The organism is Pseudomonas sp. ASL7 (assembly GCF_056680375.1).
This window is the reverse complement of record NZ_CM155279.1, coordinates 3,355,312-3,381,623: the sequence shown is the minus strand read 5'-3', so window position 1 is coordinate 3,381,623 and position 26,312 is coordinate 3,355,312. Positions and strand designations below refer to the sequence as shown.

Sequence of the window (26,312 nt, the reverse complement as noted above, 5' to 3'; positions counted from 1 at the left end):
GTAGCTTCTACGTTGGGCGTTTCTTAGGCACCTGAAATGGAGCTTAGAGGTGCTTTGAGCAGGCATCAATGCGGAAGCAGCTGTAAGTTTTGTAGGAATTTTGGCGTCGTCGCGTAGGCAAAAAAATGGTTATTCATTCACCAATAAAAAAGCCCCGATCAGATCGGGGCTTTTGCTTTTTCGATTTTTCGATTCAGATAGCAATCGTCAAATCGCGGTGAGCTCGGAAATCAATCCCAGCTCAACGCCCCACCAGTCTGATACTCAATAACCCGAGTCTCAAAGAAGTTCTTCTCTTTCTTCAAGTCCATAATCTCGCTCATCCAAGGGAACGGGTTCGTAGTCCCCGGATACTCTTCTTTCAAACCAATCTGCGACAAACGACGGTTAGCGATGAACTTCAGATAATCCTCCATCATCGCCGCATTCATCCCCAACACCCCACGAGGCATCGTATCGCGAGCGTATTCAATCTCCAGCTGAGTCCCCTGCAGAATCATCTGGCTCGCCTCTTCCTTCATCTCAGCATCCCACAAGTGCGGGTTTTCGATTTTGATCTGGTTGATCACGTCGATGCCGAAGTTCAGGTGCATGGATTCGTCACGCAGGATGTACTGGAACTGCTCGGCGACGCCGGTCATTTTGTTGCGGCGGCCCATGGAGAGGATTTGGGTGAAGCCGCAGTAGAAGAAGATGCCTTCCAGAACGCAGTAGTAGGCGATCAGGTTGCGCAGCAGTTCTTTGTCGGTTTCGACGGTGCCGGTTTCGAACTTCGGATCGGAGATCGAGCGGGTGTATTTGAGGCCCCAGGTGGCTTTTTTCGCGACCGATGGGATCTCGTGGTACATGTTGAAGATCTCGCCTTCATCCATGGCCAACGATTCGATGCAGTACTGGTAGGCGTGGGTGTGGATCGCCTCTTCGAACGCCTGGCGCAGGATGTACTGGCGGCATTCCGGGTTGGTGATCAGGCGGTACACGGCCAGGACCAGGTTGTTGGCAACCAGGGAGTCGGCGGTGGAGAAGAAGCCGAGGTTGCGCATGACGATGCGGCGCTCGTCGTCGGTCAGGCCTTCCGGGTCTTTCCAGAGGGCGATGTCGGCGGTCATGTTGACTTCTTGCGGCATCCAGTGGTTTGCGCAACCGTCCAGGTATTTCTGCCAGGCCCAGTCGTACTTGAACGGTACGAGTTGGTTGAGGTCGGCGCGGCAGTTGATCATGCGCTTTTCGTCGACGGCGACACGGGCGGAGGCGCCTTCGAGTTCGGCGAGGCCTTCGGCGACGTCGAGGGTGTCCAGTGCCGCTTTGGCACGGGCGATAGCGGCGGAGTCGGACGCGGTGACAGCGCGAGCTTCCTGAGCGGCAACACCACCAGCGGTGTCGAGGCGGTCCATGTTGGCTTCAGTAGCGTGGCCGGCGTTGGCGCCTTTTACCACAGCTTCGGCGCTGTCTTCTTTGTCGAATTCGTCCCAGCTCAGCATGACGTGTCGTCTCCTGCGTGAGGGCCAGATGCCCGTGTGAAAATGGATAGTCGGTTTTTCACACGACCGCTCTGGCCGCGTTGGATCTAAAGGAAATCGTTTTTTGCAGCAGTACAACGCAGGCAATAAACAGAATTTTGTACGGGTGTTCCGAAGCCACTGATGGGCGCAGAGAACATGAACAGCTTCTGCGTGGGCTTCAGATTGGCTTGATCCCCTGTAAGGGAATATTGCAGGCCCGATTTACGCCGCATTATAGGGAAAAAAACCGGCGCGTGGTGCGACGAAGTGGCGCTGAGAACGGTCGGCGGGAGAGGTTTTTCGGTCGGAGCGAGGGTTTACAGGGCTTTGGCTGGCTATCACGGGTGCAGATTTTTTTTCTTAAATTTTGCCTAGCGATTTATTTTGTTCAGAAAATAGTCAAAAACCGCGTTTTTCACTACATCTTGTGTTTTGAGTCGGTTTTCCATGGCTCCAGACACAACTACGCCCGACCGAAGTCGGGCTGTAACGTCACGCTCGATGATCAGCTCAGACGAGCTGCACCGACATGGTCTGTACCATCGGCAGCGACCTTGGCTGCACCGGTGTGATCCGAGCCGTCAGCAGCGACTTTAGCGGCGCCTGTACGATCAAAGCCGTCAGAAGCGAGTTTGGCTGCGCCAATGTGATCGGAACCATCGGCAGCGAAGGACGCCGATCCGGTGTGGTCGTAACCGTCAGCAGCGACAGCCGCTTCGGTGGTAAATGCAGCCGAACCCGTGCGGTCGTAACCATCGGCGGCGAAGGTGTTGGCGGCCAATACAGACAGGGTCAGGGTGAGAATCAGTTGGGTTTTCATGGTAGTGCTCCAGGTTCGTTGGCGTTCTTGCTTGGGCGTGGAATTCATATTACGCCGACTAATTTGATTAAAAATCGCAAATAAATGCTTAAATAAATCTAATAAATCGATATATAAGGTTCGGCGCTTCAACTGCCTGAACAGCGGGCGGATGGGTCGAACCTTTGGGGGGAAGTGAAAGCGGGTGATCAGCCGCTGGAGCAGCCGTTACCCATGACGCTGTAGCGCAGAATGTGGCGTTGACCTTTGGAGTCGTCGTATTCCATTTTCACCGGAACAACTTCGCAAACATTCGGGACTTCGCTCATGGAGACAACTTTGGCGATGTCCAGGTGAGTGGAGTAAGTGTATTCCTCAACTACCGGCTGCTGCTGTGCGACATCAGTCGGGACCTCGTCTGCCATGGCGGTTGCGCACAGGCTGCTGAGGGCCAGAACCAATAAAGCTTTCATTTCAAATTTACCTTTTAGAGGTCGAATGGGGTCACGCAACCTTTTTGGGGTTGCGTGTGGAGCTTTACTAAAGAGTCTTGGATTAACTGCCTTCGTGGGGGCTGCAACTTGGTTAATCAGTGTTTGCCTTGTTGGCGAGGCTGATTTTAGGCGCGGGGTTCAAATTCATATAGGCGTGCTTTTGATAAACACCTTTGACAAATTCCGTAACAATCAACGAATAACGTTGTAGGAGCGAGCTTGCTCGCGATGGTCGTTAACGATAGCGCGCCACGTCTGACACCCTGCGGTGTTCTCAGGTTTATCGCGAGCAAGCTCGCTCCTACAAGGGGATACGTGATGTTTGGGACGGGCGTTCCGGGCATTTTGTAGGGGCTTGTTACTACCATCGTCGAATGGTTCTATAGGCCCGGCCCGGCTACAACAGGGTTATACAAAAACAACTATTCCACCGAGGTAAGAAAGATGAGTGCGGCTTCTCTGTATCCCGTTCGTCCCGAGGTTCTGGCCAACACGTTGACTGATGAAGCGACCTACAAGGCCATGTACCAGCAGTCCGTCGTCAACCCGGACGGTTTCTGGCGCGAACAAGCCAAGCGCCTCGACTGGATCAAGCCTTTCACCACGGTGAAGCAGACGTCCTTCGACGATCACCATGTCGATATCAAATGGTTCGCCGACGGCACCCTGAACGTTTCCTACAACTGCCTCGACCGTCATCTGGCCGAGCGCGGCGATCAAATCGCGATTATTTGGGAAGGGGATGACCCTGCCGAGAGTCGCAACATCACCTACCGCGAGCTGCATGAACAAGTCTGCAAGTTCGCCAACGCCCTGCGCGGCCAGGATGTGCACCGCGGCGACGTGGTGACTATCTATATGCCGATGATCCCCGAAGCCGTGGTCGCCATGCTGGCGTGCACCCGGATCGGCGCGATTCACTCGGTGGTGTTTGGTGGTTTCTCGCCGGAAGCCCTGGCAGGCCGGATCATCGACTGCAAATCCAAAGTGGTGATCACCGCGGACGAAGGCCTGCGTGCCGGCAAGAAGATCCCGCTCAAGAGCAACGTCGATGACGCGCTGACCAACCCGGAAACCAGCAGCATTCAGAAAGTTATCGTGTGCAAGCGCACCGGTGGCGACATCAAGTGGAACCAGCATCGCGACATCTGGTACGAAGACCTGATGAAAGTGGCGGGCAGTGTCTGCGCGCCAAAAGAGATGGGCGCCGAAGAAGCGCTGTTCATCCTTTACACTTCCGGTTCGACCGGCAAGCCAAAGGGCGTGCAGCACACCACTGGCGGTTATCTGCTGTACGCGGCGATGACCCACGAACGTGTGTTCGACTATCGTCCGGGCGAAATCTACTGGTGCACCGCCGACGTCGGCTGGGTCACTGGCCACACCTATATTGTCTATGGCCCGCTGGCCAATGGCGCGACCACCTTGCTGTTCGAAGGCGTGCCGAACTACCCGGATATCACGCGGGTGGCGAAGATCGTCGACAAGCACAAGGTCAACATCCTCTACACCGCGCCGACTGCAATTCGCGCGATGATGGCATCGGGCAAAGCCGCTGTTGAAGGCGCTGACGGCAGCAGCTTGCGTCTGTTGGGTTCGGTCGGTGAGCCGATCAACCCGGAAGCGTGGGACTGGTACTACAAGAACGTCGGCCAATCCCGTTGCCCGATCGTCGATACCTGGTGGCAAACCGAGACCGGTGCCACGCTGATGAGCCCGCTGCCGGGTGCTCACGCGCTCAAGCCGGGTTCGGCGGCACGCCCCTTCTTCGGTGTGGTGCCGGCGCTGGTGGATAACCTGGGCAATATCATCGAGGGCGTTGCCGAGGGCAACCTGGTGATTCTCGATTCGTGGCCAGGCCAGGCGCGCACGCTGTATGGCGATCATGACCGCTTCGTTGATACCTACTTCAAGACCTTCCGTGGCATGTACTTCACCGGCGACGGTGCCCGTCGCGACGAAGACGGTTACTACTGGATCACCGGCCGCGTGGACGACGTGCTCAACGTGTCCGGTCACCGCATGGGCACCGCCGAGATCGAAAGCGCGATGGTCGCTCACCCGAAAGTGGCCGAGGCCGCTGTGGTCGGTGTGCCGCACGACATCAAGGGGCAGGGCATTTATGTTTACGTCACCCTGAACGGTGGTGAGGAACCGACCGAGCAATTGCGCCTGGAACTGAAAAACTGGGTGCGCAAAGAGATCGGCCCGATTGCTTCGCCGGACGTGATCCAGTGGGCACCGGGCTTGCCGAAAACGCGTTCGGGCAAGATCATGCGCCGGATTCTGCGCAAGATTGCTACCGCCGAATACGACGGGTTGGGCGATATCTCCACCTTGGCGGATCCGGGTGTGGTGCAGCATTTGATTGATACGCACAAGACCATGAACGTTGCGTAAGTAGCGGTTTTTGAGTCATTGAAGCCCTGCCAGGTGTTGAGTCTGGTGGGGTTTTTTATTGTCTGAGATTTTGTGTTGGCTGCTCCGGCCTCATCGCGAGCAAGCTCGCTCCCACAGGGGGCTTGTGGTGCATGCGGGATCGGCGTGGCAACCCGGTCAAATGTGGGAGCGAGCTTGCTCGCGATAGCGATCCATCAGACGCCACATAAACAACTCCCAATAATTATCGGCTTCATCTGTCAGCCGATTCCCACTGTTACCCGTCACCATTCAAGTAACTGAATGTGTAACCGCTCGCTCGGATACGAGGCATTGGGAAACGAAATGTCCTACTTCCATGCCTCATTTTTCCCTCTGAAAAATAAGACACTACGCTGCGCTTGCCGGATTAGAAGGCTTTGCCAATAATAGGCCCGCAATTTGCAATAGATATCGGTTCACTGTCTTTTGCTCCTGCATGAATTTGCAGGGCTGTCAACGCGCCCAAGCGGCTTTCTCGGTGCTTCTGTAATTAGTTGTCGCATTGAAGAAATATCGGCTTCGGGCCTGTCGTTAGAATGCCGATCACTCGCTCGTCGTTGCTCGCGTTGAGAAAAACGCGCGGTTCCTACGACGCGGCATCGCATTTCGGTACCACTCGTTCGCATATTGGGCTGTCGCTCACTCTGCCGTTTTAGCCCTTTACCGATGGAGTCCCCACATGAAGAAACTCGTGCTGCTCGGCGCCCTGGCACTGTCCGTGCTGTCCCTGCCAACGTTCGCCGATGAGAAACCGCTGAAAATCGGTATCGAAGCGGCTTACCCTCCGTTCGCTTCCAAAGCACCGGACGGCAGCATCGTCGGTTTCGACTACGACATCGGCAACGCCCTGTGCGAGCAGATGAAGGTCAAGTGCGTGTGGGTCGAGCAAGAGTTCGACGGTCTGATCCCGGCACTCAAAGTGCGCAAGATCGACGCGATCCTGTCGTCGATGTCGATCACTGAAGACCGCAAGAAGTCCGTGGACTTCACCAACAAGTACTACAACACCCCGGCTCGCCTGGTCATGAAGGCTGGCACTCCAGTCAGCGACAGCCTGGCTGAACTGAAGGGCAAGAACATCGGCGTGCAACGTGGTTCGATCCACGAGCGTTTCGCCCGCGAAGTCCTGGCCCCGCTGGGTGCCGAGATCAAGCCTTACGGTTCGCAGAACGAAATTTACCTCGACGTGGCGGCGGGTCGCCTCGACGGTACCGTGGCGGACGCGACCTTGCTGGATGACGGTTTCCTGAAAACCGACGCCGGCAAAGGTTTCGCCTTCGTTGGCCCGGCCTTTACCGATGTCAAATACTTCGGCGACGGCGTAGGCATCGCGGTTCGCAAGGGTGACGCGCTGAAAGACCAGATCAACACCGCGATCGCTGCCATTCGCGAGAACGGCAAGTACAAGCAAATCCAGGACAAGTACTTCGCCTTCGATATCTACGGCAAGTAATACGCTGCGGCGACAAGTCCGAAATGGCGCAAGCAACAGGATCTCTGAGGTTTGCGCCATTTTTTCATCCAAACTTTCGAGGACCTGAATCATGTTGAAAGGCTACGGGGCTGTCATCCTCGATGGCGCATGGCTGACGCTCCAGCTCGCCTTGTCGTCCATGGCCTTGGCCATCGTTCTGGGGCTGATCGGCGTTGCGTTGCGTCTGTCGCCAGTCCGTTGGCTGGCCTGGCTGGGCGATCTGTATTCCACGGTCATCCGCGGGATTCCCGATCTGGTGCTGATCCTGCTGATTTTCTATGGTGGTCAGGATTTGCTTAACCGCGTCGCACCGATGCTCGGCTTTAACGACTACATCGACCTGAACCCGTTGGCCGCCGGTATCGGCACCCTGGGCTTCATCTTCGGCGCGTACCTGTCGGAAACCTTCCGTGGCGCGTTCATGGCGATCCCCAAAGGTCAGGCTGAAGCCGGCATGGCGTACGGCATGAGCAGTTTCCAGGTGTTCTTCCGGGTGTTGGTGCCACAGATGATTCGCCTGGCGATTCCTGGCTTCACCAACAATTGGCTGGTACTGACCAAGGCTACCGCGCTGATTTCGGTGGTGGGTCTGCAAGACATGATGTTCAAGGCCAAGCAGGCGGCAGATGCCACCCGCGAGCCTTTCACCTTCTTCCTCGCAGTGGCGGCAATGTACCTGGTGATCACCAGTGTCTCGTTGCTGGCATTGCGTCACCTTGAGAAGCGCTACTCGGTAGGCGTAAGGGCGGCTGATCTATGATCTTCGACTACAACGTCATTTGGGAGGCCCTGCCGCTGTACTTCGGCGGCCTGGTGACCACCCTCAAATTGCTCGCGCTGTCGCTGTTTTTCGGACTGCTGTGTGCGTTGCCGCTCGGTCTGATGCGCGTGTCGAAAAACACTGCAGTCAACATGACGGCCTGGCTGTACACCTATGTGATCCGTGGCACACCGATGTTGGTGCAGCTGTTTTTGATCTACTACGGTCTGGCGCAGTTCGCAGCCGTACGTGAAAGCTTCTTGTGGCCATGGCTGTCCAGCGCCACGTTCTGTGCGTGCCTGGCGTTTGCGATCAACACCAGCGCCTACACTGCCGAAATCATCGCTGGCAGCCTGCGTGCCACGCCGAACGGCGAGATCGAAGCCGCCAAGGCAATGGGCATGTCGCGCTACAAATTGTACAAGCGCATCCTGCTGCCGTCGGCCCTGCGCCGGGCGCTGCCGCAGTACAGCAACGAAGTGATCATGATGCTGCAGACCACCAGCCTGGCATCGATCGTGACCCTGATCGACATCACCGGTGCCGCGCGCACGGTCAACGCACAGTTCTACTTGCCGTTCGAAGCCTACATCACCGCCGGCGTGTTCTACCTGTGCCTGACCTTCATTCTGGTGAAGTTGTTCAAACTGGCCGAACGCCGCTGGCTGGGCTATCTGGCCCCGCGGAAGCACTGATATGGAACGCATCGATCATTCATTGCCGTGGAGCCACCTGGGCAGCGAACGCCAGATTTCGGTGTTCCGCTTTGGCAGTGGCGAGCGCAAGGCTTACATCCAGGCCAGCCTTCACGCCGATGAACTGCCGGGCATGCGCACGGCCTGGGAGCTGAAAAAGCGCCTGACCGAACTCGAAGCCCAAGGCTTGCTCAATGGTGTGATCGAACTGGTGCCAGTGGCTAATCCACTGGGCCTCGGTCAACTGCTGCAAGGTAATCATCAAGGGCGTTTCGAGGCGGGTAGCGGCAAGAACTTCAACCGGGATTTCGTCGAGCTGAGCGCGCCAGTGGCCGCTGAGGTGGAAGGGCACCTGGGTGATGATCCGCACGCCAATATCCGTTTGATCCGTCAGGCCATGGCTGATGCGCTCGCCGCATTGCCACCGGCCGCGAGTCAGTTGCAAGGCATGCAGCGCATCTTGCTCAGCCATGCCTGCACCGCCGATGTTGTGCTGGATTTGCATTGCGACGCCGAAGCGGCGCTGCACATGTACGCCTTGCCGCAGCACTGGCCGCAATGGCGATCGCTCGCCGCGCACCTGAATGTGAAAGTGGGGCTGCTGGCGGAAGACTCTGGCGGCAGTTCCTTCGATGAAGCCTGCTCGCTGCCGTGGCTACGTCTGTCACGGCAGTTCCCGCAGGCGCAGATTCCGTTGGCTTGCCTGGCGACCACTATCGAATTAGGGGGGCAGGCCGATACCGGTCGCGCCGAAGCCTGTGCTTATGCGGAAGGCATTCTGGCGTTCCTCGCTGAGCAAGGGTTGATCAGCGGCGAATGGCCGAAACCTGCGCAAGCCCCTTGCGAAGGACTGCCGTTCGAAGGCACCGAATTGCTGTTCGCGCCGCATCCAGGCGTGATCAGTTTCTTGCGTAAACCCGGTGAATGGATTGAAGCCGGCGACGAAATTTTTGAAGTGATCGATCCGTTATCGGATCGGGTCAGCACGGTGTGTGCTGGTACGTCCGGGGTGCTGTTTGCCATTGAACGGCTGCGTTACGCCCAACCCGGTTTCTGGCTGGCCAAGGTGGCGGGGCGCGAAGCGCTGCGTCACGGGCGCTTGCTCAACGACTGACTGACTGTTTTTGTGAGAACCGACCGCATGTACAAGCTTGAAGTCCAAGACCTGCATAAACGCTATGGCAGTCACGAAGTGCTCAAGGGTGTGTCCCTGAAAGCGGCAGCTGGCGATGTGATCAGCATCATCGGCTCCAGTGGCTCCGGCAAAAGTACTTTCCTGCGCTGCATCAACCTGCTGGAACAGCCGCACGCGGGCAGGATTCTGCTCAACAACGAAGAGCTGAAACTGGTGGCGAACAAGGAAGGCGCGATGAAAGCAGCCGACCCGAAACAGCTGCAACGCATGCGTTCGCGCCTGTCGATGGTGTTCCAGCATTTCAACCTGTGGTCGCACATGACCGCGCTGGAAAACATCATGGAAGCGCCGGTCCACGTGCTCGGCATGTCCAAGGCCGAAGCCCGCGAGAAGGCCGAGCATTACCTGAACAAGGTCGGCGTGGCGCATCGTAAAGATGCTTACCCAGGCCACATGTCCGGCGGCGAGCAACAGCGTGTAGCGATTGCCCGTGCATTGGCCATGGAGCCTGAGGTCATGCTGTTCGACGAGCCGACCTCGGCGCTCGACCCGGAACTGGTGGGCGACGTGCTGAAAGTCATGCAGGCCCTGGCGCTGGAAGGCCGGACCATGGTGGTGGTCACGCACGAAATGGGCTTTGCCCGTGAAGTGTCCAACCAGCTGGTGTTCCTGCACAAAGGTGTCGTCGAAGAAAGTGGTAATCCGCGTGAGGTGCTGGTCAATCCACAGTCCGAACGCCTGCAACAATTCCTCTCGGGCAGCCTGAAGTAATCACTCCCGTTCCGCACCAAATTAGGTCATGCTGCGCACCGCGCGCCAAATGGTCTAATTTGGTTGCAGCCGCTTTCGGCTTCTAACACTGTTTTCGTTTCGGATTGCCCGCCATGACTGCCCATCGAATTGGTTTCCTGATTTGGCCCAGCACTAAAGCCCTGACGCTTTCGCTGGCTGAGGAGGCCTTGCGTGTTGCCCAGCGTGTGCACCCGGACGTTGTCTACGAATTGTCGTTTTTGCAGGCTGAGCCGTCGGTCGAAGGTGCCTGGCAATTGCCGGGTGAACCGTGGGCCGGCAAGCTCGAAAACTTTCAGAAACTGTTTCTGCTCGCCGATGAGCCACCGACCACACTCGCGCCGGCGCTCAATAGTGCACTGAAGCAACTGGTGCGCGCCGGTTGTGTGATGGGTGGTTTGTCGGCCGGTGTTTACCCGATGGCTCAGCTCGGTTTGCTCGACGGATATCGAGCTGCCGTGCACTGGCGCTGGCAGGACGATTTCGCCGAACGTTTTCCGAAAGTCATCGCCACCAGTCATCTGTTCGACTGGGATCGCGATCGCCTGACGGCATGTGGCGGCCTGTCGGTACTCGACTTGTTGTTGGCCGTGCTGGCCCGCGATCACGGTGCCGAGCTGGCGGGTGCAGTGTCGGAAGAACTGGTGGTCGAACGCATCCGTGAAGGCGGCGAACGTCAGCGTATTCCACTGCAAAACCGCCTGGGTTCCAGCCATCCGAAGCTCACCCAGGCGGTGTTGCTGATGGAAGCCAACATCGAAGAGCCGCTGACCACCGACGAAATCGCCCAGCATGTGTGCGTGTCCCGTCGGCAACTGGAGCGGATTTTCAAGCAATACCTCAACCGCGTGCCGAGCCAGTACTATCTGGAACTGCGCCTGAACAAGGCCCGGCAGATGTTGATGCAAACCAGTAAGTCGATCATCCAGATTGGCTTGTCGTGCGGTTTCTCCTCGGGGCCGCATTTCTCCAGCGCCTACCGCAATTTCTTCGGCGCCACGCCGCGCGAAGATCGCAACCAGCGGCGCAGCAGCAGCCCGTTTGAGTTGTCGTCGGTGCCGTCAGAGCGCGGTTGAAGGCGGCTTTATTCGTCGATTTCGGAACCGTCGGTGGACGATACTTCCATCTCGCCTCGGTTGATTACTTCTTCCACACCGAAATCTACACTCGTGCGTTCGAAGTAGCTGATTAGCCGTAGCAGGCTTTCCTCGGAAAACGGGTTGCCTCTAAAGCTGATGTTCTCTGCGGTCTCCGTGGGTGCTTCCAATACTTCGCTGGGCATTTCCGTGATCGCGTTTGTGCTCAGGTCGGCCCAATCCAGTTCCTCCAGCTGGAACAGTCCTTGCGGTATTTCGGTGATGCCGGTGTCATGGAGCAGGACGGTAGCGAGTCCCTTCATTTGGCTTAGATCGGGCGTTTTGCCCAGCGGGTTGCGACCCAGGTCCAGGTAATCGAGCTGTTCCATCGCGGTGAGTGCGGTGACCGACTCCGCTGACAAAGTAATCCGGCAGTTGGGCATGGACAGTGAACTCAATCGACCCATCTTGAACACCGCATCGGGAATGTCGCCCAGATTGCAGTCGCGCAGCCTCAAGCTTTTGAGATTGGGAAAGCCGTCCAGAAAACGCCCAATGCGGGTCACGCCATTGGCACTTTGCAGCTCTAGTGCCGACACATGGCTGAAGTCGGCGCTCAGGGTTGGCAACTCCCCATTTATCACAGAGCGAATCACGAGTTCGTGGGTGGGCTCAAGCATGTCATTGAAATCGTCCAGCTCGCTTTCATGCCGCCAGCATTGCTCGACCGCCTGTTTGAATTCATCGCGGTTTGCATGTTCGAGGAGCTGTTGCTGCGCATCGAAGGGTTCGCCCGTCAGCGGGTGTTGGGGCGGCAGATCGGCCGTCCAGATAGCCAGCTCGTTGCCGAGCCGGGTCAACTCCGCTTCCAGGCGCGCCAACTCGATGCGACCGTCGTCCAGGGTGCCGGGCAGCTCATAGACGAAGTCGCTGGCCTGCTCAACGTCCATGTTCGGGTACAGCGCCCTGACTCGATCAGTGTCCGCCTCGGGGGCGAAGGCACCCAGATCGTATGAATTATCAAAGTAGTGATGCTTGATAATTTGCCGTGCCGTGTCGATGAGCGGGTTGTGCGAAAGGTGTATTCCGCGTTTTTCGTAGACATGGCTGTCGAACAACCCGGCAGGCAATTCGGTGATCTTGTTGTTCATCAGCATGAGGGCGTCTAGCTTGGGATGCTTCACTGCGCTGGCCGGGATCTCAGTGAGGCCCGCATCGCTCAGATCCAGATGAACGAGCTCGGTCATCGATTCGACGTTGGGTACGGTTTCAAACGGATTCTTGTACAGGTCCAGCATCACGATTTTTTTCAAAGACGACAGTTTGGACCACGCGGCAGCGTCAAACTTAATTGCGCAATCGCTGAGTATCAGGGCGTCGAGATTGGCCATCCGGGGGATGGCGTCGGGCAGGGTGGTCAGGGCGAAGCGGCGCAAATCGAGGCGGCGAAGGTCATTGAAACGTTGCAGAAATGCGTGAATGCCTTGCTCCGCATGGCTGCCTTCAAGGGCAAGCAGTGACACGTGACTGAAGTCGGCAGTCAACACTGGCAGATCGCCCAGGATCGGCTCCTCGAATCGCAGTACATATCGGTCGCTGTCGCCAGGAGCGTCCATGTCTCGGGCCGATTGTCGGCGCCAGCTATTCTGGATTTCCTGGGCCAGCAACCGGCGATTGTTTTTCTGGCCCTGTTGTTCCAGATCACTCAGAGGGAGCCCGGTTTCGGGATGAACGGTGGGCGTGTCGTTTCTCCAGGTATCCAGGTCTCGATGCAGTTCTTCAAGTTCGCGAGCCAGGCGAGAAAGCTCTACGCGAGCGCCATCGGGGTGCTGCTGTAAACGGGCGACGACGGATTGCAGCTCCTCTTCGGTAAGGCTGGGGTAAACCTCGGGAACCCGATCGTTGAGGGTGGGCGACGTAGGGTGACTGCGGCCGTAACCGTCGGTACCCCCAGGCAAGCGCATGGTGGTCGGGTCATAGAAAGGTTTCCGATGGGGATTTTTTGCAAACAGTTTGCGCAATGCCGGTTGTTCCAGCGCCTGCTTCGAGATGCGTTGTCGGAGTGTCGGGCCGTCTTCCATGGAGAGGCCCAGCGCATTGCGATCCGTTTCCGGCAGCGCTTGCAGTAGGGCGGTGTAAAAATCACCGGGCGGTTGACTGCTCTCGTGAGCTTGGTACATGCCGTCTTCCGTGCGCACCAGTGTTTTAAGGGTTGGTGCATCGGCCGGGCCAATGCTGTCGCTCAGTACGCCTTCCCTGGAGTAGTCCCTCACCTCGATGCGCAGGGTATCGGGCCAGCTGGGCAGCGAGTCCAGGCTGTGCAAGGCCAGTCGATGGGTATCCACGGTTTCCAGCGCATCGGAATAAAGCCCCTCGTAGGCGCGACTCGCCCGCACAGCCTCCATGGCTTTTTGCGCCGCATCCTTGAGGCGCCGGGGCACACGTCCGTTGCGCAGTTGCAGCAGTTCGGTACCTGTTGCGTTGCGCACCAGTTCTTGTGCGACATCGGTGGGTAATCCCGATACCTCGCCGAGCAGTAGCTGCGTTTGCCGATCATTGGTTCTTTCGAGTTCCCGATAGCGGGATTCGAACAAAGATTTGCGGTTGGTCAGGGCCTGATAGTGCTCGGGATCTGCGCTGCCGATCTGTTCGCTGAGTGTCTGGATGTCCCGATCGATTTTGAAGCGCTTGATAGTGTCGGTCAGCAGTGAAGGTGGTGGCAGGTTGTCGACATGCATCTCGCGCAACACGTTGTCGTGATAGCCGCTGATGCGCAGGATTTGCTCGCGCTCGACAGCATTGAACGACTCGACGCTATGGCCGATTCGACGCATGACGGTATCCCGATCCCAGCTTAGCGGTTGCTCCAGCACGGTCTGCCAGGCGCCGTGGCTGTTATGTCGCAGGGGGGGCTGGTAAGCGTCGGTGCGGTTCGGATGCTGGATTTGAAATTGACCGGTCTCGCCGTTCCTTGTTACCGCATAGAGCTTGTCGTCGATGGACAGCAGGGTTTTTCCCTCATGCCGGTACAGGCCGAGTCGGTCGGGTTTGGCCGTTGTCGGCAGGGGCGCTGACTGCTCATAGGGTGAAAGGTCCGGCTTCCAGTAGCGGGATTTGCCATCGGACGCGTTGACCGGGGTGAACTTGTCGAAAAACGCCAGCGTGTCGCGAGACAGCAGAGGCCTTAGCTCGCCGACGGCGATGGCGCCACCCACGGCGAATGTCCCCAGCTGAACGACCGATTCGATGACGCCCATCAGGTGCCCGAACGCTTCCGTTTTCAATCCTTCGGCCCAATCCAGAATGCTTTCGAAAGTTTCGTCGAGTACCTGATAGGCCATGTAGGCCAGCATCAACTCCCCCAGGAACGGAACAAATGGCAGGGCCACAAACGTCGCCACTTCAAGAATCGTTGACGCTATTTTGCTAAAGGCATCCCAAAGCGCCCATCGCGCGGTTCGGTCGGCATTGGCGGTGGAAACGGCGATGGTGCGCGCGTCATTGAGGATCTTGTTCAGTTGCTGTTGATAGAGGTGGGTCCACAGAGCTGTTTTGAACGGGCTCAGTGAAAACTGAAGGTTGGGTTTGTCGATGGGAGTTTCTCGCCAGCTCGGCAACGGGTCGCCGTACTGGCGTTGATGCCAGGTAACGGCGCTGAGACGACGATTGAGGTCGGCGAAAAAATATCCCCGTTGCTGATGATCGATGAACCGGCTGAAAAAAGTCTGATAAGCGGGCGAGCGCAGTTTGCGGGTCAGCTCTGCCATGAAGGCCAGGGTGTCCGGGTACTGTTTGAGCGGATGTTCCGGATCATCGGGAATGTAGACAATGATCCGCGTGGCCTGCCGGGCACGCTCAAGCCTGGGTGCAAAAATGACGATGCCGGTCAGCTCCGAAGACATCATTGTCAGGTCGTGGCAGTGCAGCAGTTGGCCGTCCAGCTGCACACCTGCACGGCCCTCCAGAATGCCTAGAATCGAAAGACAGGCATCGTCCGGCAAATCTTCTCGGACGTAAGCCATTTGCAGCGCGGATCGGAGTGCGGCCTTGTGCGTGGCGATGACGTTTGACTTCAAAACCGCTCCGGCCACCGGATTGGTCAAGCCCAGATTGTCTTTGAGGTAAGCCTCGTACTGGGCGCCAATGTCCAGCTCCCGGCACAAACGCGTAAAGTCCTGGACAGAGAGTTGGCGCTTGATCGCGGGCAGCGTATCGAACTGCCCGGTGGGCGAGGGTTCGGTGATAAACGTCGACGCGGACTCATAGGCGTCAGGCTCAGTCTCCGAGACCTGAAAGTTATGCAGCGCCGCATCGAGCAATGACACCGTCCATGTGCGAGCCGCCCCGGATTTGATCGCAAGCCAGGGAATGGTTTGAGGGATGTACAGGCGCAAGAAGGTCGTTTTGACATCCAGTTCCAGGCCGAACCGTTGTTTTAGCGCTGCGCTCAATAGCGGCGCGGCAAAATCCCGAGCATTTTGCAGATTCGCCAGCATCGCGCCCAGACGATTGCGCTGGTTCCAATGTTCCTGGCTGAGCGTTTTCAATGTCTGCTGTTGTTGGCGAGTAGCGGTGCCATGCCAGTGAGGTGCTTCAAGGCTGGCGTTCTTCAGCGCGCGATGGGTGTCGGCCGAAGCCTCTAATACCCACGTCGGCAAATTCCGGTAAACGTGATGAAAGTGAGTGTCCGGATGAGCGGCACGCTCAGGTTCGTGTTGATTCATGCGCTAGTCCCTTAGCAGGTGGATAAGACGCCAGCAAAACAGACGATGAAGTGTTCGGTGCGGTACATATTTACCGCACCGCTCGACGACGCTGCCTATAACCTGTGCCAGCGGTTTAAACTGCGCCTTTGCGACGCTATATGTCGCATTGCCGTAAACCCGGCTGAAACCGGGGTTTGCGCTATAAGAAGTTGTCGCTTGGCGGCAAGGCCGGGCTGAAAACTGTCCTTACAATCCCCTCATCGCTCGCCAGTTTCAGGCGAGTGTTCCTTTTCAGGAGACTCCGATGTCCGTTGAGCACGCTGCGGTACAACGCGCCGATTTCGACCAGGTAATGGTTCCCAACTACGCGCCTGCCGCTTTCATTCCTGTGCGTGGCGCTGGTTCCCGCGTTTGGGACCAATCTGGCCGCGAGCTGATCGACTTCGCCGGCGGGATTGCCGTTAACGTATTGGGCCATGCGCATCCGGCGCTGGTCGGTGCTTTGACCGAGCAAGCCAACAAGCTGTGGCACGTGTCCAACGTGTTCACCAATGAGCCGGCCCTGCGCCTGGCGCATAAGCTGATCGACGCTACCTTTGCCGAACGTGTGTTCTTCTGCAATTCCGGCGCCGAAGCCAACGAGGCCGCTTTCAAGCTGGCCCGTCGCGTCGCCTTCGATCGTTTCGGTAGCGAGAAGTACGAAATCATCGCGGCACTGAACAGCTTCCACGGTCGCACCCTGTTCACCGTTAACGTCGGTGGGCAGTCGAAGTACTCCGACGGTTTCGGTCCAAAAATCACCGGCATCACCCATGTGCCTTACAACGATCTGGCAGCTTTGAAAGCCGCCATTTCGGACAAGACCTGCGCGGTTGTTCTGGAGCCGATCCAGGGCGAGGGCGGCGTATTGCCGGCCGAGCTGGCTTACCTGCAAGGCGCCCGTGAACTGTGCACCGGGCACAACGCGCTGCTGGTATTCGACGAAGTGCAAACCGGCATGGGCCGCAGCGGCAAGCTGTTCGCCTATCAGCATTACGGCGTCACGCCGGACATCCTGACCAGCGCCAAGAGCCTGGGCGGTGGTTTCCCGATCGCCGCGATGCTGACCACCGAAGAGCTGGCCAAACACCTGGTTGTCGGTACTCACGGCACCACCTACGGCGGCAACCCGTTGGCATGTGCTGTTGCCGAAGCCGTGATCGATGTGATCAACACCCCTGAAGTGCTGGCCGGCGTCAACGCCAAGCACGACAAGTTCAAGGCTCGCCTGGAACAGATCGGCGAGAAGTACGGCCTCTTCACTCAGGTTCGTGGCCTGGGTCTGCTGCTCGGTTGCGTGCTGAGCGATGCCTGGAAAGGCAAGGCCAAAGACATCTTCAACGCCGCCGAGCGTGAAGGCCTGATGATTCTGCAAGCAGGACCGGACGTGGTGCGTTTCGCGCCAAGCCTGGTGGTTGAAGACGCCGATATCGATGCCGGTCTGGACCGCTTCGAACGTGCCGTGGCGAAACTGACACAAGCCTGATAGACCCTTCGACGCCCGATATGTCGGGCGTCGAACCCAATTTTTATGCCGGGCCCGCTTTTCTGTAGGAGCGAGCTTGCTCGCGATGGTGAGTCAGCCGACATCAATGTTGCTGATCCACCATCGCGAGCAAGCTCGCTCCTACAAAAGGCCCGGCTTATTTCCCTCAAAGAGTTTTTCGAGAAAGGAGTGACACCATGCTGGTGATGCGCCCCGCGCAAATGGCTGATCTGGGCGAGGTACAGCGTCTGGCTGCGGACAGCCCGATTGGTGTCACTTCCTTGCCGGATGACGTTGAACGCCTGAGCGACAAGATCGCCGCAAGCGAAGCTTCATTCGCCGCCGAAGTCAGCTTCAATGGCGAAGAGAGCTATTTCTTCGTCCTCGAAGACACCGCCACCGGAAAACTGGCCGGATGCTCGGCGATCGTTGCGTCGGCGGGTTATTCAGAGCCGTTCTACAGTTTCCGCAATGAAACTTTCGTACACGCCTCCCGCGAGCTGAAGATTCATAACAAGATCCACGTGCTCTCCCAGTGCCACGACCTGACCGGCAACAGCTTGCTGACCAGTTTCTACGTGTTGCCTGAGTTGGTGGGTTCGGCCTGGTCGGAGCTCAACTCCCGCGGTCGCCTGTTGTTCGTTGCCAGCCATCCCGAGCGCTTTGCCGATTCCGTCGTGACCGAGATCGTCGGTTACAGCGATGAAAATGGCGATTCGCCGTTCTGGGACGCCATCGGTCGCAACTTCTTCGACCTCAACTACGCCGAAGCCGAGCGCCTGTGTGGCCTGAAAAGCCGGACGTTCCTCGCCGAGCTGATGCCGCATTACCCGATCTACGTGCCGCTGCTGCCGGACTCCGCTCAAGAAGCGATGGGCCAGGTGCACCCCCGGGCACAGATCACCTTTGACATCCTGATGCGCGAAGGCTTCGAGACCGATCATTACATCGATATTTTCGACGGCGGCCCGACCTTGCATGCCCGCGTCTCGGGGATCCGTTCGATCGCCCAGAGCCGTGTGGTCCCGGTAAAAATTGGCGAGCCGGTCAAAGGCGTCGGTCGTCAGTACCTGGTCGCCAACGCCCAGTTACAGGATTACCGCGCCGTGTTGCTCGAGCTCGATTATGCGCCGGGCAAACCCGTGACCCTGGATCTGGAAGCGGCTGATGCCTTGGGCGTCGGTGAAGGTGCCAGCGTGCGCCTGGTGGCGGTTTAACGTCTTACAGAAGTGTTTCGCGGGTGGCGCAAGCGGCCCGTTTGAGGAGATAGCATGATCGTTCGTCCCGTACGCAGCAGCGATTTACCCGCTCTGATCGACCTGGCCCGCAGCACCGGCACCGGCCTGACCACCTTGCCGGCCAACGAAGAGCGGCTGGCCCATCGGGTCGGCTGGGCCGAGAAGACTTTTCGCGGCGAAGCCGGGCGGGGCGATGCGGACTACCTGTTCGTGCTCGAAGACGACAATGGCCGCGTGGTGGGCATTTCCGCCATCGCTGGCGCCGTCGGCCTGCGCGAGCCTTGGTATAACTTCCGGGTTGGCCTGACCGTCAGCGCTTCGCAAGAGCTGAACATCTACCGCGAAATTCCGACGCTGTTCCTGGCCAATGACCTGACCGGTAACTCCGAGCTGTGCTCGCTGTTCCTGCACGCTGATTACCGCATTGGCCTCAACGGCCGCATGCTGGCCAAGGCGCGGATGCTGTTCATCGCCGAGTTCCCGCAGCTATTCGGCAACAAGATCATCGCTGAGATGCGCGGCGTGTCCGACGAAGCCGGGCGTTCACCTTTCTGGGAAAGCCTCGGTCGTCACTTCTTCAAGATGGAATTCAGCCAGGCCGATTACCTGACTGGCGTCGGCAATAAAGCGTTTATCGCAGAACTGATGCCGAAATTCCCGCTGTACACCTGCTTCCTGTCGCCAGACGCACGCAACGTCATCGGCCAGGTGCACCCAGACACCGAGCCGGCGCTGGCCATGCTCAAAAGCGAAGGCTTCAGCTATCAAGGCTACGTCGATATCTTCGACGCCGGCCCGGCGGTCGAGTGCGAAACCAGCAAGATCCGTGCGGTGCGTGACAGTCAGGCATTGGTACTGGCCATCGGCACGCCGGGTGACGACGCCACACCTTTCCTGATTCACAACCGTAAGCGCGAAGACTGCCGGATGACTGCCGCTCCTGCACGCTTCGCCGCCGGCACGTTGGTGGTCGATCCACTGACCGCCAAACGTCTTCAACTCAACGCAGGCGATCAAGTGCGCGCCGTTCCGTTGTCCGCTGCTCGGGAGTCGAAATAATGAATTCGTTATACATCGCAGGTGAATGGCTGGCCGGACAGGGCGAAGCGTTCCAATCGCTGAACCCGGTGACGCAACACGTGCTGTGGGCTGGCGAGGGTGCCACCGCTGCTCAAGTTGAGTCGGCCGTGCAAGCCGCGCGTCAGGCTTTTCCGGGCTGGGCTCGTCGCACGCTGGACGAGCGTATCGCCGTGCTGGAAGCGTTTGCCGCTGCGCTGAAAAATCACGCTGACGAACTGGCTCGCTGCATCGGTGAAGAAACCGGTAAACCATTGTGGGAAGCGGCGACTGAAGTCACCAGCATGGTCAACAAGATTGCGATCTCGGTGCAAAGCTACCGCGAACGTACGGGTGAGAAGAGCGGCCCACTGGGCGACGCCACTGCCGTGTTGCGTCACAAACCACACGGCGTGGTGGCGGTGTTCGGGCCTTACAACTTCCCTGGCCATTTGCCGAACGGCCACATCGTGCCGGCGCTGCTGGCGGGTAACAGCGTGCTGTTCAAACCAAGCGAGCTGACGCCGAAAGTCGCCGAGCTAACGGTCAAGTGCTGGATCGAAGCCGGCCTGCCCGCAGGTGTATTGAACCTGCTGCAAGGCGCTCGTGAGACCGGTATCGCCCTGGCGGCGAGCCCTGGCATCGACGGTTTGTTCTTCACCGGGTCGAGCCGCACCGGCAATCACTTGCACCAGCAGTTTGCCGGTCGTCCGGACAAAATCCTCGCGCTGGAAATGGGCGGCAACAACCCGCTGGTCGTCGATCAGGTGGCTGATCTCGATGCCGCGGTCTACACCATTATCCAGTCGGCGTTCATCTCTGCCGGTCAGCGTTGCACCTGTGCTCGCCGCTTGCTGGTGCCGCAAGGCGCTTGGGGCGACATGCTGCTGGCGCGTCTGGTGGCGGTCAGCTCGACCATCGACGTGGGTGCGTTTGATCAACAGCCAGCACCGTTCATGGGCTCGGTGATTTCACTCGGTGCTGCGAAAGCGCTGATGGATGCGCAAGAACACCTGCTGGCCAATGGCGCAGTGGCGCTGCTGGAAATGACCCAGCCTCAGGCTCAGGCGGCCTTGCTGACCCCCGGTATTCTGGACGTTACCGCCGTGGCGGATCGCCCGGACGAAGAGCTGTTTGGTCCGCTGCTGCAGGTGATCCGCTACGCTGATTTTGAAGCAGCGATCGCTGAAGCCAACGATACCGACTATGGCCTGGCGGCTGGTTTGCTGTCGGATTCCGAAGCGCGTTATCAGCAGTTCTGGCTGGAAAGCCGTGCCGGTATCGTCAACTGGAACAAGCAACTGACCGGTGCAGCGAGCAGCGCGCCATTCGGTGGTGTCGGCGCCTCGGGCAACCATCGCGCCAGCGCTTACTACGCCGCAGATTACTGCGCGTACCCGGTGGCCTCGCTGGAAACCCCGAGCTTGGTGTTGCCAGCGGCCCTGACGCCCGGCGTGAAAATGGCGTAATGCCCAATCGCGGGCAAGCCCGCTCCCACAAGGTCTGCGTCGAACACAACATCTGTGAACACTGCTGAACCTGTGGGAGCGAGCTTGCTCGCGATGGCCGCGACTCGGTCTTACTGAACAGTTACCAGATGCCTATAACAACAGATTCTCGTGGAGCCTCGCTGATGAAATCCTATGAAGTCAATTTTGACGGTCTAGTGGGGCCGACCCATAACTACGGCGGCCTGTCCTACGGCAACGTCGCGTCCCAGAGCAACAGCCAGCAATCTTCGAACCCGAAGGAAGCCGCGCTGCAAGGCCTGGCGAAAATGAAAGCACTGATGGAAATGGGCTTTCAACAGGGCGTGCTCGCACCTCAGGAGCGTCCGGACGTGGCGGCATTGCGTCGCCTGGGTTTTAGCGGCACCGACGCCCAAGTGATCGAGCAAGCGGCCAAAGACGCGATGCCGTTGCTGGTGGCCAGTTGCTCGGCATCGAGCATGTGGGTAGCCAACGCCGCCACAGTCAGCCCGAGTGCCGACACTGCCGACGGTCGCGTGCATTTCACCGCTGCCAACCTGAACTGCAAATACCATCGCAGCATCGAACACCCGACCACCAGTCGCGTACTGGGGGCAATGTTTGCGGATCAGAAACACTTCGCTCACCACGCCGCATTGCCGGCCGTGGCTCAATTCGGTGACGAAGGCGCGGCTAACCACACCCGTTTCTGCCGTGAATACGGTGAAGCTGGCGTCGAGTTCTTTGTGTTCGGTCGCAGTGCGTTCGACACCCGTTACCCGGCACCGCAGAAGTACCCGGCACGCCAGACGCTTGAAGCGTCCCAAGCCGTTGCCCGCTTGCACGGCTTGAGCGAGGACGGCGTGGTGTATGCCCAGCAGAATCCTTCGGTGATTGATCAGGGCGTGTTCCACAACGACGTGATCGCCGTCGGTAACGGCGAGGTGTTGTTCTATCACGAGGATGCGTTCCTCGACACCGAGCAGATGCTGGCCGAACTTTCAGGAAAGCTCGCAAAAGTCGGTGGGAAATTTCAGTCGGTCTGTGTACCGCGTTCCGCAGTCACCGTGGAAGACGCCGTTCGTTCCTACTTGTTCAATAGCCAACTGCTGTCCCGTCCTGATGGCTCCATGCTGTTGATCGTGCCGGAAGAATGCCGCGGTAACGAGCGTGTCTGGCAGTACCTGCAAGGTTTGACCAGCGCTGGCGGGCTTATCCGCGAAGTGAAAGTCTTCGATCTCAAGCAAAGCATGCAGAACGGCGGTGGCCCGGCTTGCCTGCGGTTGCGCGTCGCACTGAATGAAACCGAACTGGCGGCCGTCAACCAAGGGGTTATCATGACGGCACCGTTGTATGGCACGCTGACCGAATGGGTCGACAAGCACTACCGCGACCGCATGACCGAAAACGATCTCGCGGACCCGCAATTGCTGCTTGAGTGCCGGACGGCACTGGATGAACTGACGCAAATCCTTAAACTGGGCTCGGTTTATCCATTCCAGATCAATTGAAAGTCGGCGCACTCTTGAAATGAGTGCGCCGCGCTATCTCCAAATGAGAGCGTAAAACATGAGCGATACCCTGCAGCTGATCCTTGAAGACACCGACGGCACGCAACTGGAAACCTCCTGCACCCGCGTCGCGGTCATGTGGCAAGGCAAAGAGCTGTGGATCCAGCAGGATGGCCGTGGCCAACTGCTGATCGGCGTGGACGTCGAAGAAGGTGACGCTGAATACGCTAACCTGCTGCTGCGCCCATTGGCGACTAATCTGGTAAGTCTGCAACTGGAAATGGAACCGGCTGAAGTCGGTGACGAAGACCACGTGCACGGCCCGGATTGCGCACACGACCACTAAGGAAACCGCTCTATGCTCGCCCTCGGCAAACTGCTTGAACTGACCCTCGCCGGCCGCGAACCGGCGGAGAAGACTCAACTGACTGTCGAAGGCGTGCGGATGCGCTGGTTGAGCGAAGGTGCGCTGGAAGTCCGGCCACCTGAAGCGCGCGACAATGGCCTGGACCTGCTGCTTTCGGCGGGTATCCATGGCAACGAAACAGCACCGATCGAGCTGCTCGATCGCCTGTTGCATGGCATCGCTCGCGGCGACCTGAAGCCGCGCGCACGTATTCTTTTCCTGTTCGGCAACCCCGATGCGATCCGTCGCGGTGAGCGCTTCATCGAGCAGGACGTCAATCGGCTGTTCAATGGCCGTCACGAACAAAGCAGCGGTTGCGAAGCCCTGCGCGCTTGTGAGCTGGAGCGGCTAGCGGCGAGTTTCTTCAGCCTGCCGGACCGCAATCGTCTGCACTACGACCTGCATACCGCGATTCGTGGCTCGAAAATCGAGCAGTTCGCGCTGTATCCCTGGAAAGAAGGCCGCCAGCATTCTCGTCTGGAACTGGCTCGCCTGCGCGCTGCCGGTATGGAAGCGGTGCTGTTGCAGAACAAACCGTCCATCGTTTTCAGCTCCTACACCTACGACAAGCTCGGTGCCGAGTCTTTCACCCTTGAGTTGGGTAAGGCGCGGCCGTTTGGGCAGAACGAAGGGGTGAATGTCTCGCGGCTCGAAACCCGCCTGCAGCAGATCATCGAGGGTAATGAGCCACCGCCGGTCGCAGAGGCGCTGGATGGCTTGCAGCTGTTTAGCGTGGCGCGGGAAATCATCAAGCACAGCGATAGCTTCCGCCTGAACCTGCCGGCGGACATCGAGAATTTTTCGGAGCTGGAAGTGGGTTATGTGCTGGCCGAAGACATCGCCCAGACCCGCTGGATCATCGAGGAAGAGGGCGCCCGAATCATCTTCCCGAACCCCAAGGTGAAAAATGGCCTGCGCGCCGGCATCCTGATCGTGCCGACCACTGACGAAAACCTGGCCTGACCACCTTCTCGGGCCCAACATAAAACCCACTGTGGGAGCGAGCCTGCTCGCGAAGGCGGACTAACAAACGACATCATCGTTGAATGTTAAACCGCTTTCGCGAGCAGGCTCGCTCCCACAGGGTTTGTGTGAAGCCAAAGACCCCACCCAAACCAAAGGTTTTGTGCTTTAGACGGCTACCGCGCGTGGCTCACTACGACGCAGCGCACGCATCTTGTGCAGCGTATCCGCACAAGTCTTCGCCGCTTCCTGACCCTTGTGCACAAAGTGCTCGAAGAAAAACTTTTGATGTTCTTCGCCTGCATGGAAGTGGTGCGGGGTCAAAACCACCGAGAACACTGGCACTTCGGTTTCCAGTTGAACCTGCATCAGGCCACTGATCACCGATTGGGCAACGAATTCGTGGCGATAGATGCCGCCGTCGACGACCAGGCCTGCGGCGACAATGCCGGCATATCGACCGGATTTGGCCAGCAGCTTGGCGTGCAGCGGGATTTCAAAGGCACCGCCGACTTCGAAGAAATCGATCTCTGATTCCTGATAACCCTGAGCGATCATTTCGGCGACGAAGCCCTTACGGCTCTGGTCGACGATTTCCTTGTGCCAGCAGGCCTGGATGAACGCAACGCGCTCGCCCTGATGGTTTTTGCTTTTGCTGTCGATTGCGGTGGGTTGCATGTTCTGATTCCTGTTTGTGTAAAAAACAGGGCTTATGAATCGAATGGGATTTAAGGGTACGCTCGCTCGCACGAATGCCCGCGGACGGCCCTTTGGTGCCAATCCCGTTCTCTCTTCATCCGGACTATGACCGTCGGCCCCGGAATCACACCGGGTCTGCTGACCTTGCCGTCATCCACAGCCATAGCCGTGCCTGTCGCCAAGCGCTCGCGGGCTATGCGCGTTGCGCGCAATTACCGCCGGTGGGGAGTTGCACCCCGCCCTGAGAACGTTTTGCCGCCAGATTGTCTGGCGGCGCAGCGTTTTTAACACATATTTCTCGCCTGTGCATCGCTGCTATCTGATGATTGCTATCGGCTTTTTCGTCGGTTCGAGAAGCCTTTTCCTACTCAAGGGTTGATTATTCGTCGGTATGACCGCAGTAATTCCTACTTGAAAGGGATTTTCCCCTGCTTACCGAGGCCAGATTCATGAGCGTTATCGATCTTCGCAGCGACACAGTCACCCAACCGTCCGCCGGGATGCTCGACGCGATGGCCAAAGCGGCCACCGGTGACGACGTTTACGGCGAAGATCCGACGGTCAATCGTCTGGAAGCCGAACTGGCAAAACGCCTGGGTTTTGCCGCCGCGCTGTTTGTCCCGACGGGCACCATGAGCAACCTGCTGGGCCTGATGGCCCACTGCGAGCGCGGTGACGAGTACATCGTTGGCCAGCAGGCGCACACCTATAAGTACGAAGGCGGCGGTGCAGCGGTGCTCGGTTCGATTCAGCCACAGCCGCTGGAAGTGCAGGCCGATGGTTCGCTGGACCTGATTCAAGTGGCCGCTGCGATCAAGCCGGACGACTTCCACTTCGCCCGGACTCGCCTGCTGGCGCTGGAAAACACCATGCAGGGCAAAGTTCTGCCGTTGGAATATCTGGCCAAGGCCCGCAGTTTTACCCGCGAGCATGGTTTGCAGCTGCACCTGGACGGCGCTCGGCTGTACAACGCAGCGGTAAAGCTCGGTGTCGACGCCCGGGAAATCACTCAGCATTTCGATTCCGTTTCGGTTTGCCTGTCCAAAGGCTTGGGCGCGCCGATCGGCTCGGTGTTGTGTGGCTCAGCGGAATTGATCGGCAAGGCGCGGCGTCTGCGCAAAATGGTCGGTGGCGGCATGCGCCAGGCCGGGATTCTGGCGGCAGCAGGTTTGTATGCGTTGGATAACAACGTCCAGCGGCTGGCCGACGATCACGCCAATGCGCAACTTCTGGCCGAAGGCCTGCGAGCGGCGGGTTATGAGGTCGAGCCGGTGCAGACCAACATGGTATACGTGGCGATGGGCGACAAGGCTGAAGCCATCAAGGCCTTTGCCGCCGAGCGGGGCATCAAGCTCAGCGCTGCCGGTCGCCTGCGAATGGTCACGCACATGGACGTCAGTCGTGCGCAAATCGAGCAGGTCGTCGCTACATTTGTCGACTTTTCTCGTAACTGACCGTGTTAGCGGTCCAATTGACTGTTTGTAACGTACAAACACACTGTACCTAGTCACTAACGCCGATATAATGCGGCCCTTTGCCGTCGCTTCGTCTGTTGACGTTTCGCACAGGCCTTTGGCCGCAGCCTCCGTGGAAG

Annotated in this window: 20 protein-coding genes and 1 riboswitch; of the genes, 15 read left to right on the top strand and 5 right to left on the bottom strand. The window is 58.4% G+C overall.

Going from position 1 to position 26,312, the window contains the following annotated elements; all coding sequences use genetic code 11:
* Window positions 1–230: 230 nt before the first annotated feature.
* From AC1MDT_RS15560 to AC1MDT_RS15550, 3 genes are all read right to left on the bottom strand, one after another.
* Complete coding sequence (locus AC1MDT_RS15560) at window positions 231–1,481, bottom strand: ribonucleotide-diphosphate reductase subunit beta (protein WP_480417990.1); 1,251 nt, start codon at window positions 1,479–1,481, stop codon at window positions 231–233.
* A gap of 526 nt (window positions 1,482–2,007) precedes the next feature.
* Window positions 2,008–2,322, bottom strand: a complete 315-nt coding sequence (locus tag AC1MDT_RS15555; RefSeq protein ID WP_480417989.1) for a hypothetical protein — start codon at window positions 2,320–2,322, stop codon at window positions 2,008–2,010.
* A 188-nt stretch (window positions 2,323–2,510) separates the two neighbouring features.
* A complete protein-coding gene (locus AC1MDT_RS15550; protein ID WP_201120111.1) occupies window positions 2,511–2,774 on the bottom strand; it encodes a DUF2790 domain-containing protein in 264 nt (87 codons plus the stop codon).
* Between the two features lie 465 nt (window positions 2,775–3,239).
* Between AC1MDT_RS15550 and acs the strand changes: the two genes are divergently transcribed.
* The 7 genes from acs to AC1MDT_RS15515 all read left to right on the top strand — a co-directional run bounded on the left by acs (window position 3,240) and on the right by AC1MDT_RS15515 (window position 11,145).
* Window positions 3,240–5,195, top strand: a complete 1,956-nt coding sequence (acs, locus tag AC1MDT_RS15545) for an acetate--CoA ligase (protein WP_480417988.1) — start codon at window positions 3,240–3,242, stop codon at window positions 5,193–5,195.
* Window positions 5,196–5,895: 700 nt separating this feature from the next.
* The gene (locus tag AC1MDT_RS15540) at window positions 5,896–6,669 is read left to right on the top strand and encodes an ABC transporter substrate-binding protein (protein WP_201120109.1); all 774 of its coding nucleotides are present in this window, start codon (window positions 5,896–5,898) and stop codon (window positions 6,667–6,669) included.
* A 91-nt stretch (window positions 6,670–6,760) separates the two neighbouring features.
* Window positions 6,761–7,450 (top strand): ABC transporter permease, encoded by a 690-nt coding sequence (locus AC1MDT_RS15535; RefSeq protein ID WP_090187128.1) that lies wholly within the window; start codon window positions 6,761–6,763, stop codon window positions 7,448–7,450.
* Entirely contained in the window at window positions 7,447–8,145 is a 699-nt protein-coding gene (locus AC1MDT_RS15530; protein WP_480417987.1) for an ABC transporter permease, read from the top strand. Before AC1MDT_RS15535 ends, AC1MDT_RS15530 begins: the two co-directional genes overlap by 4 nt.
* 1 nt (window position 8,146) lies before the next feature.
* The gene (locus AC1MDT_RS15525) at window positions 8,147–9,259 is read left to right on the top strand and encodes a M14 family metallopeptidase (RefSeq protein WP_480417986.1); all 1,113 of its coding nucleotides are present in this window, start codon (window positions 8,147–8,149) and stop codon (window positions 9,257–9,259) included.
* Window positions 9,260–9,286: 27 nt separating this feature from the next.
* Entirely contained in the window at window positions 9,287–10,051 is a 765-nt protein-coding gene (locus AC1MDT_RS15520; protein WP_480417985.1) for an ABC transporter ATP-binding protein, read from the top strand.
* A 113-nt stretch (window positions 10,052–10,164) separates the two neighbouring features.
* The gene (locus AC1MDT_RS15515; protein ID WP_480417984.1) at window positions 10,165–11,145 is read left to right on the top strand and encodes a GlxA family transcriptional regulator; all 981 of its coding nucleotides are present in this window, start codon (window positions 10,165–10,167) and stop codon (window positions 11,143–11,145) included.
* Window positions 11,146–11,153: 8 nt separating this feature from the next.
* Here AC1MDT_RS15515 and AC1MDT_RS15510 read toward each other — a convergent pair whose 3' ends face one another.
* A complete protein-coding gene (locus tag AC1MDT_RS15510; protein ID WP_480417983.1) occupies window positions 11,154–15,869 on the bottom strand; it encodes a dermonecrotic toxin domain-containing protein in 4,716 nt (1,571 codons plus the stop codon).
* Window positions 15,870–16,155: 286 nt separating this feature from the next.
* Here AC1MDT_RS15510 and AC1MDT_RS15505 point away from each other — a divergent pair, with 286 nt between their 5' ends.
* The 7 genes from AC1MDT_RS15505 to astE all read left to right on the top strand — a co-directional run bounded on the left by AC1MDT_RS15505 (window position 16,156) and on the right by astE (window position 24,019).
* On the top strand, window positions 16,156–17,376 hold the full coding sequence (locus AC1MDT_RS15505; RefSeq protein ID WP_480417982.1) for an aspartate aminotransferase family protein: 1,221 nt from the start codon (window positions 16,156–16,158) through the stop codon (window positions 17,374–17,376).
* A gap of 197 nt (window positions 17,377–17,573) precedes the next feature.
* Window positions 17,574–18,593 carry an arginine/ornithine succinyltransferase subunit alpha gene (gene aruF / locus AC1MDT_RS15500; protein ID WP_414907691.1) on the top strand — a complete coding sequence of 340 codons (1,020 nt, stop codon included), beginning with the start codon at window positions 17,574–17,576 and terminating at the stop codon, window positions 18,591–18,593.
* 54 nt (window positions 18,594–18,647) lie between these two features.
* Complete coding sequence (astA, locus tag AC1MDT_RS15495) at window positions 18,648–19,673, top strand: arginine N-succinyltransferase (protein WP_480417981.1); 1,026 nt, start codon at window positions 18,648–18,650, stop codon at window positions 19,671–19,673.
* Entirely contained in the window at window positions 19,670–21,139 is a 1,470-nt protein-coding gene (gene astD, locus AC1MDT_RS15490; protein WP_480422799.1) for a succinylglutamate-semialdehyde dehydrogenase, read from the top strand. The genes astA and astD overlap by 4 nt, the downstream gene beginning before the upstream one ends.
* Before the next feature lie 164 nt (window positions 21,140–21,303).
* Entirely contained in the window at window positions 21,304–22,650 is a 1,347-nt protein-coding gene (gene astB / locus AC1MDT_RS15485; RefSeq protein ID WP_480417980.1) for an N-succinylarginine dihydrolase, read from the top strand.
* Window positions 22,651–22,708: 58 nt separating this feature from the next.
* Window positions 22,709–22,996: a hypothetical protein gene (locus AC1MDT_RS15480; protein ID WP_033056735.1), complete on the top strand. Its 288-nt coding sequence runs from the start codon at window positions 22,709–22,711 to the stop codon at window positions 22,994–22,996.
* Between the two features lie 12 nt (window positions 22,997–23,008).
* Window positions 23,009–24,019 (top strand): succinylglutamate desuccinylase, encoded by a 1,011-nt coding sequence (gene astE, locus AC1MDT_RS15475; RefSeq protein ID WP_480417979.1) that lies wholly within the window; start codon window positions 23,009–23,011, stop codon window positions 24,017–24,019.
* A gap of 168 nt (window positions 24,020–24,187) precedes the next feature.
* On the opposite strand, the gene AC1MDT_RS15470 is transcribed toward astE, so the two are convergent.
* Window positions 24,188–24,697, bottom strand: a complete 510-nt coding sequence (locus tag AC1MDT_RS15470) for a 6,7-dimethyl-8-ribityllumazine synthase (RefSeq protein WP_007943897.1) — start codon at window positions 24,695–24,697, stop codon at window positions 24,188–24,190.
* 102 nt (window positions 24,698–24,799) lie between these two features.
* Window positions 24,800–24,971, bottom strand: a riboswitch (FMN riboswitch).
* A gap of 196 nt (window positions 24,972–25,167) precedes the next feature.
* On the opposite strand from AC1MDT_RS15470, the gene ltaE reads away from it, so the two are divergent.
* A complete protein-coding gene (ltaE, locus tag AC1MDT_RS15465) occupies window positions 25,168–26,172 on the top strand; it encodes a low-specificity L-threonine aldolase (protein WP_480417978.1) in 1,005 nt (334 codons plus the stop codon).
* Window positions 26,173–26,312 lie beyond the last annotated feature (140 nt).

Bases quoted from the DNA above. Each gene is read 5' to 3' on its own strand.
- AC1MDT_RS15560 (WP_480417990.1), bottom strand. From the start codon at position 1,481: ATGCTGAGCTGGGACGAATTCGACAAAGAAGACAGCGCCGAAGCTGTG.
- AC1MDT_RS15555 (WP_480417989.1), bottom strand. From the start codon at position 2,322: ATGAAAACCCAACTGATTCTCACCCTGACCCTGTCTGTATTGGCCGCC.
- AC1MDT_RS15550 (WP_201120111.1), bottom strand. From the start codon at position 2,774: ATGAAAGCTTTATTGGTTCTGGCCCTCAGCAGCCTGTGCGCAACCGCC.
- acs (WP_480417988.1), top strand. From the start codon at position 3,240: ATGAGTGCGGCTTCTCTGTATCCCGTTCGTCCCGAGGTTCTGGCCAAC.
- AC1MDT_RS15540 (WP_201120109.1), top strand. From the start codon at position 5,896: ATGAAGAAACTCGTGCTGCTCGGCGCCCTGGCACTGTCCGTGCTGTCC.
- AC1MDT_RS15535 (WP_090187128.1), top strand. From the start codon at position 6,761: ATGTTGAAAGGCTACGGGGCTGTCATCCTCGATGGCGCATGGCTGACG.
- AC1MDT_RS15530 (WP_480417987.1), top strand. From the start codon at position 7,447: ATGATCTTCGACTACAACGTCATTTGGGAGGCCCTGCCGCTGTACTTC.
- AC1MDT_RS15525 (WP_480417986.1), top strand. From the start codon at position 8,147: ATGGAACGCATCGATCATTCATTGCCGTGGAGCCACCTGGGCAGCGAA.
- AC1MDT_RS15520 (WP_480417985.1), top strand. From the start codon at position 9,287: ATGTACAAGCTTGAAGTCCAAGACCTGCATAAACGCTATGGCAGTCAC.
- AC1MDT_RS15515 (WP_480417984.1), top strand. From the start codon at position 10,165: ATGACTGCCCATCGAATTGGTTTCCTGATTTGGCCCAGCACTAAAGCC.
- AC1MDT_RS15510 (WP_480417983.1), bottom strand. From the start codon at position 15,869: ATGAATCAACACGAACCTGAGCGTGCCGCTCATCCGGACACTCACTTT.
- AC1MDT_RS15505 (WP_480417982.1), top strand. From the start codon at position 16,156: ATGTCCGTTGAGCACGCTGCGGTACAACGCGCCGATTTCGACCAGGTA.
- aruF (WP_414907691.1), top strand. From the start codon at position 17,574: ATGCTGGTGATGCGCCCCGCGCAAATGGCTGATCTGGGCGAGGTACAG.
- astA (WP_480417981.1), top strand. From the start codon at position 18,648: ATGATCGTTCGTCCCGTACGCAGCAGCGATTTACCCGCTCTGATCGAC.
- astB (WP_480417980.1), top strand. From the start codon at position 21,304: ATGAAATCCTATGAAGTCAATTTTGACGGTCTAGTGGGGCCGACCCAT.
- AC1MDT_RS15480 (WP_033056735.1), top strand. From the start codon at position 22,709: ATGAGCGATACCCTGCAGCTGATCCTTGAAGACACCGACGGCACGCAA.
- astE (WP_480417979.1), top strand. From the start codon at position 23,009: ATGCTCGCCCTCGGCAAACTGCTTGAACTGACCCTCGCCGGCCGCGAA.
- AC1MDT_RS15470 (WP_007943897.1), bottom strand. From the start codon at position 24,697: ATGCAACCCACCGCAATCGACAGCAAAAGCAAAAACCATCAGGGCGAG.
- ltaE (WP_480417978.1), top strand. From the start codon at position 25,168: ATGAGCGTTATCGATCTTCGCAGCGACACAGTCACCCAACCGTCCGCC.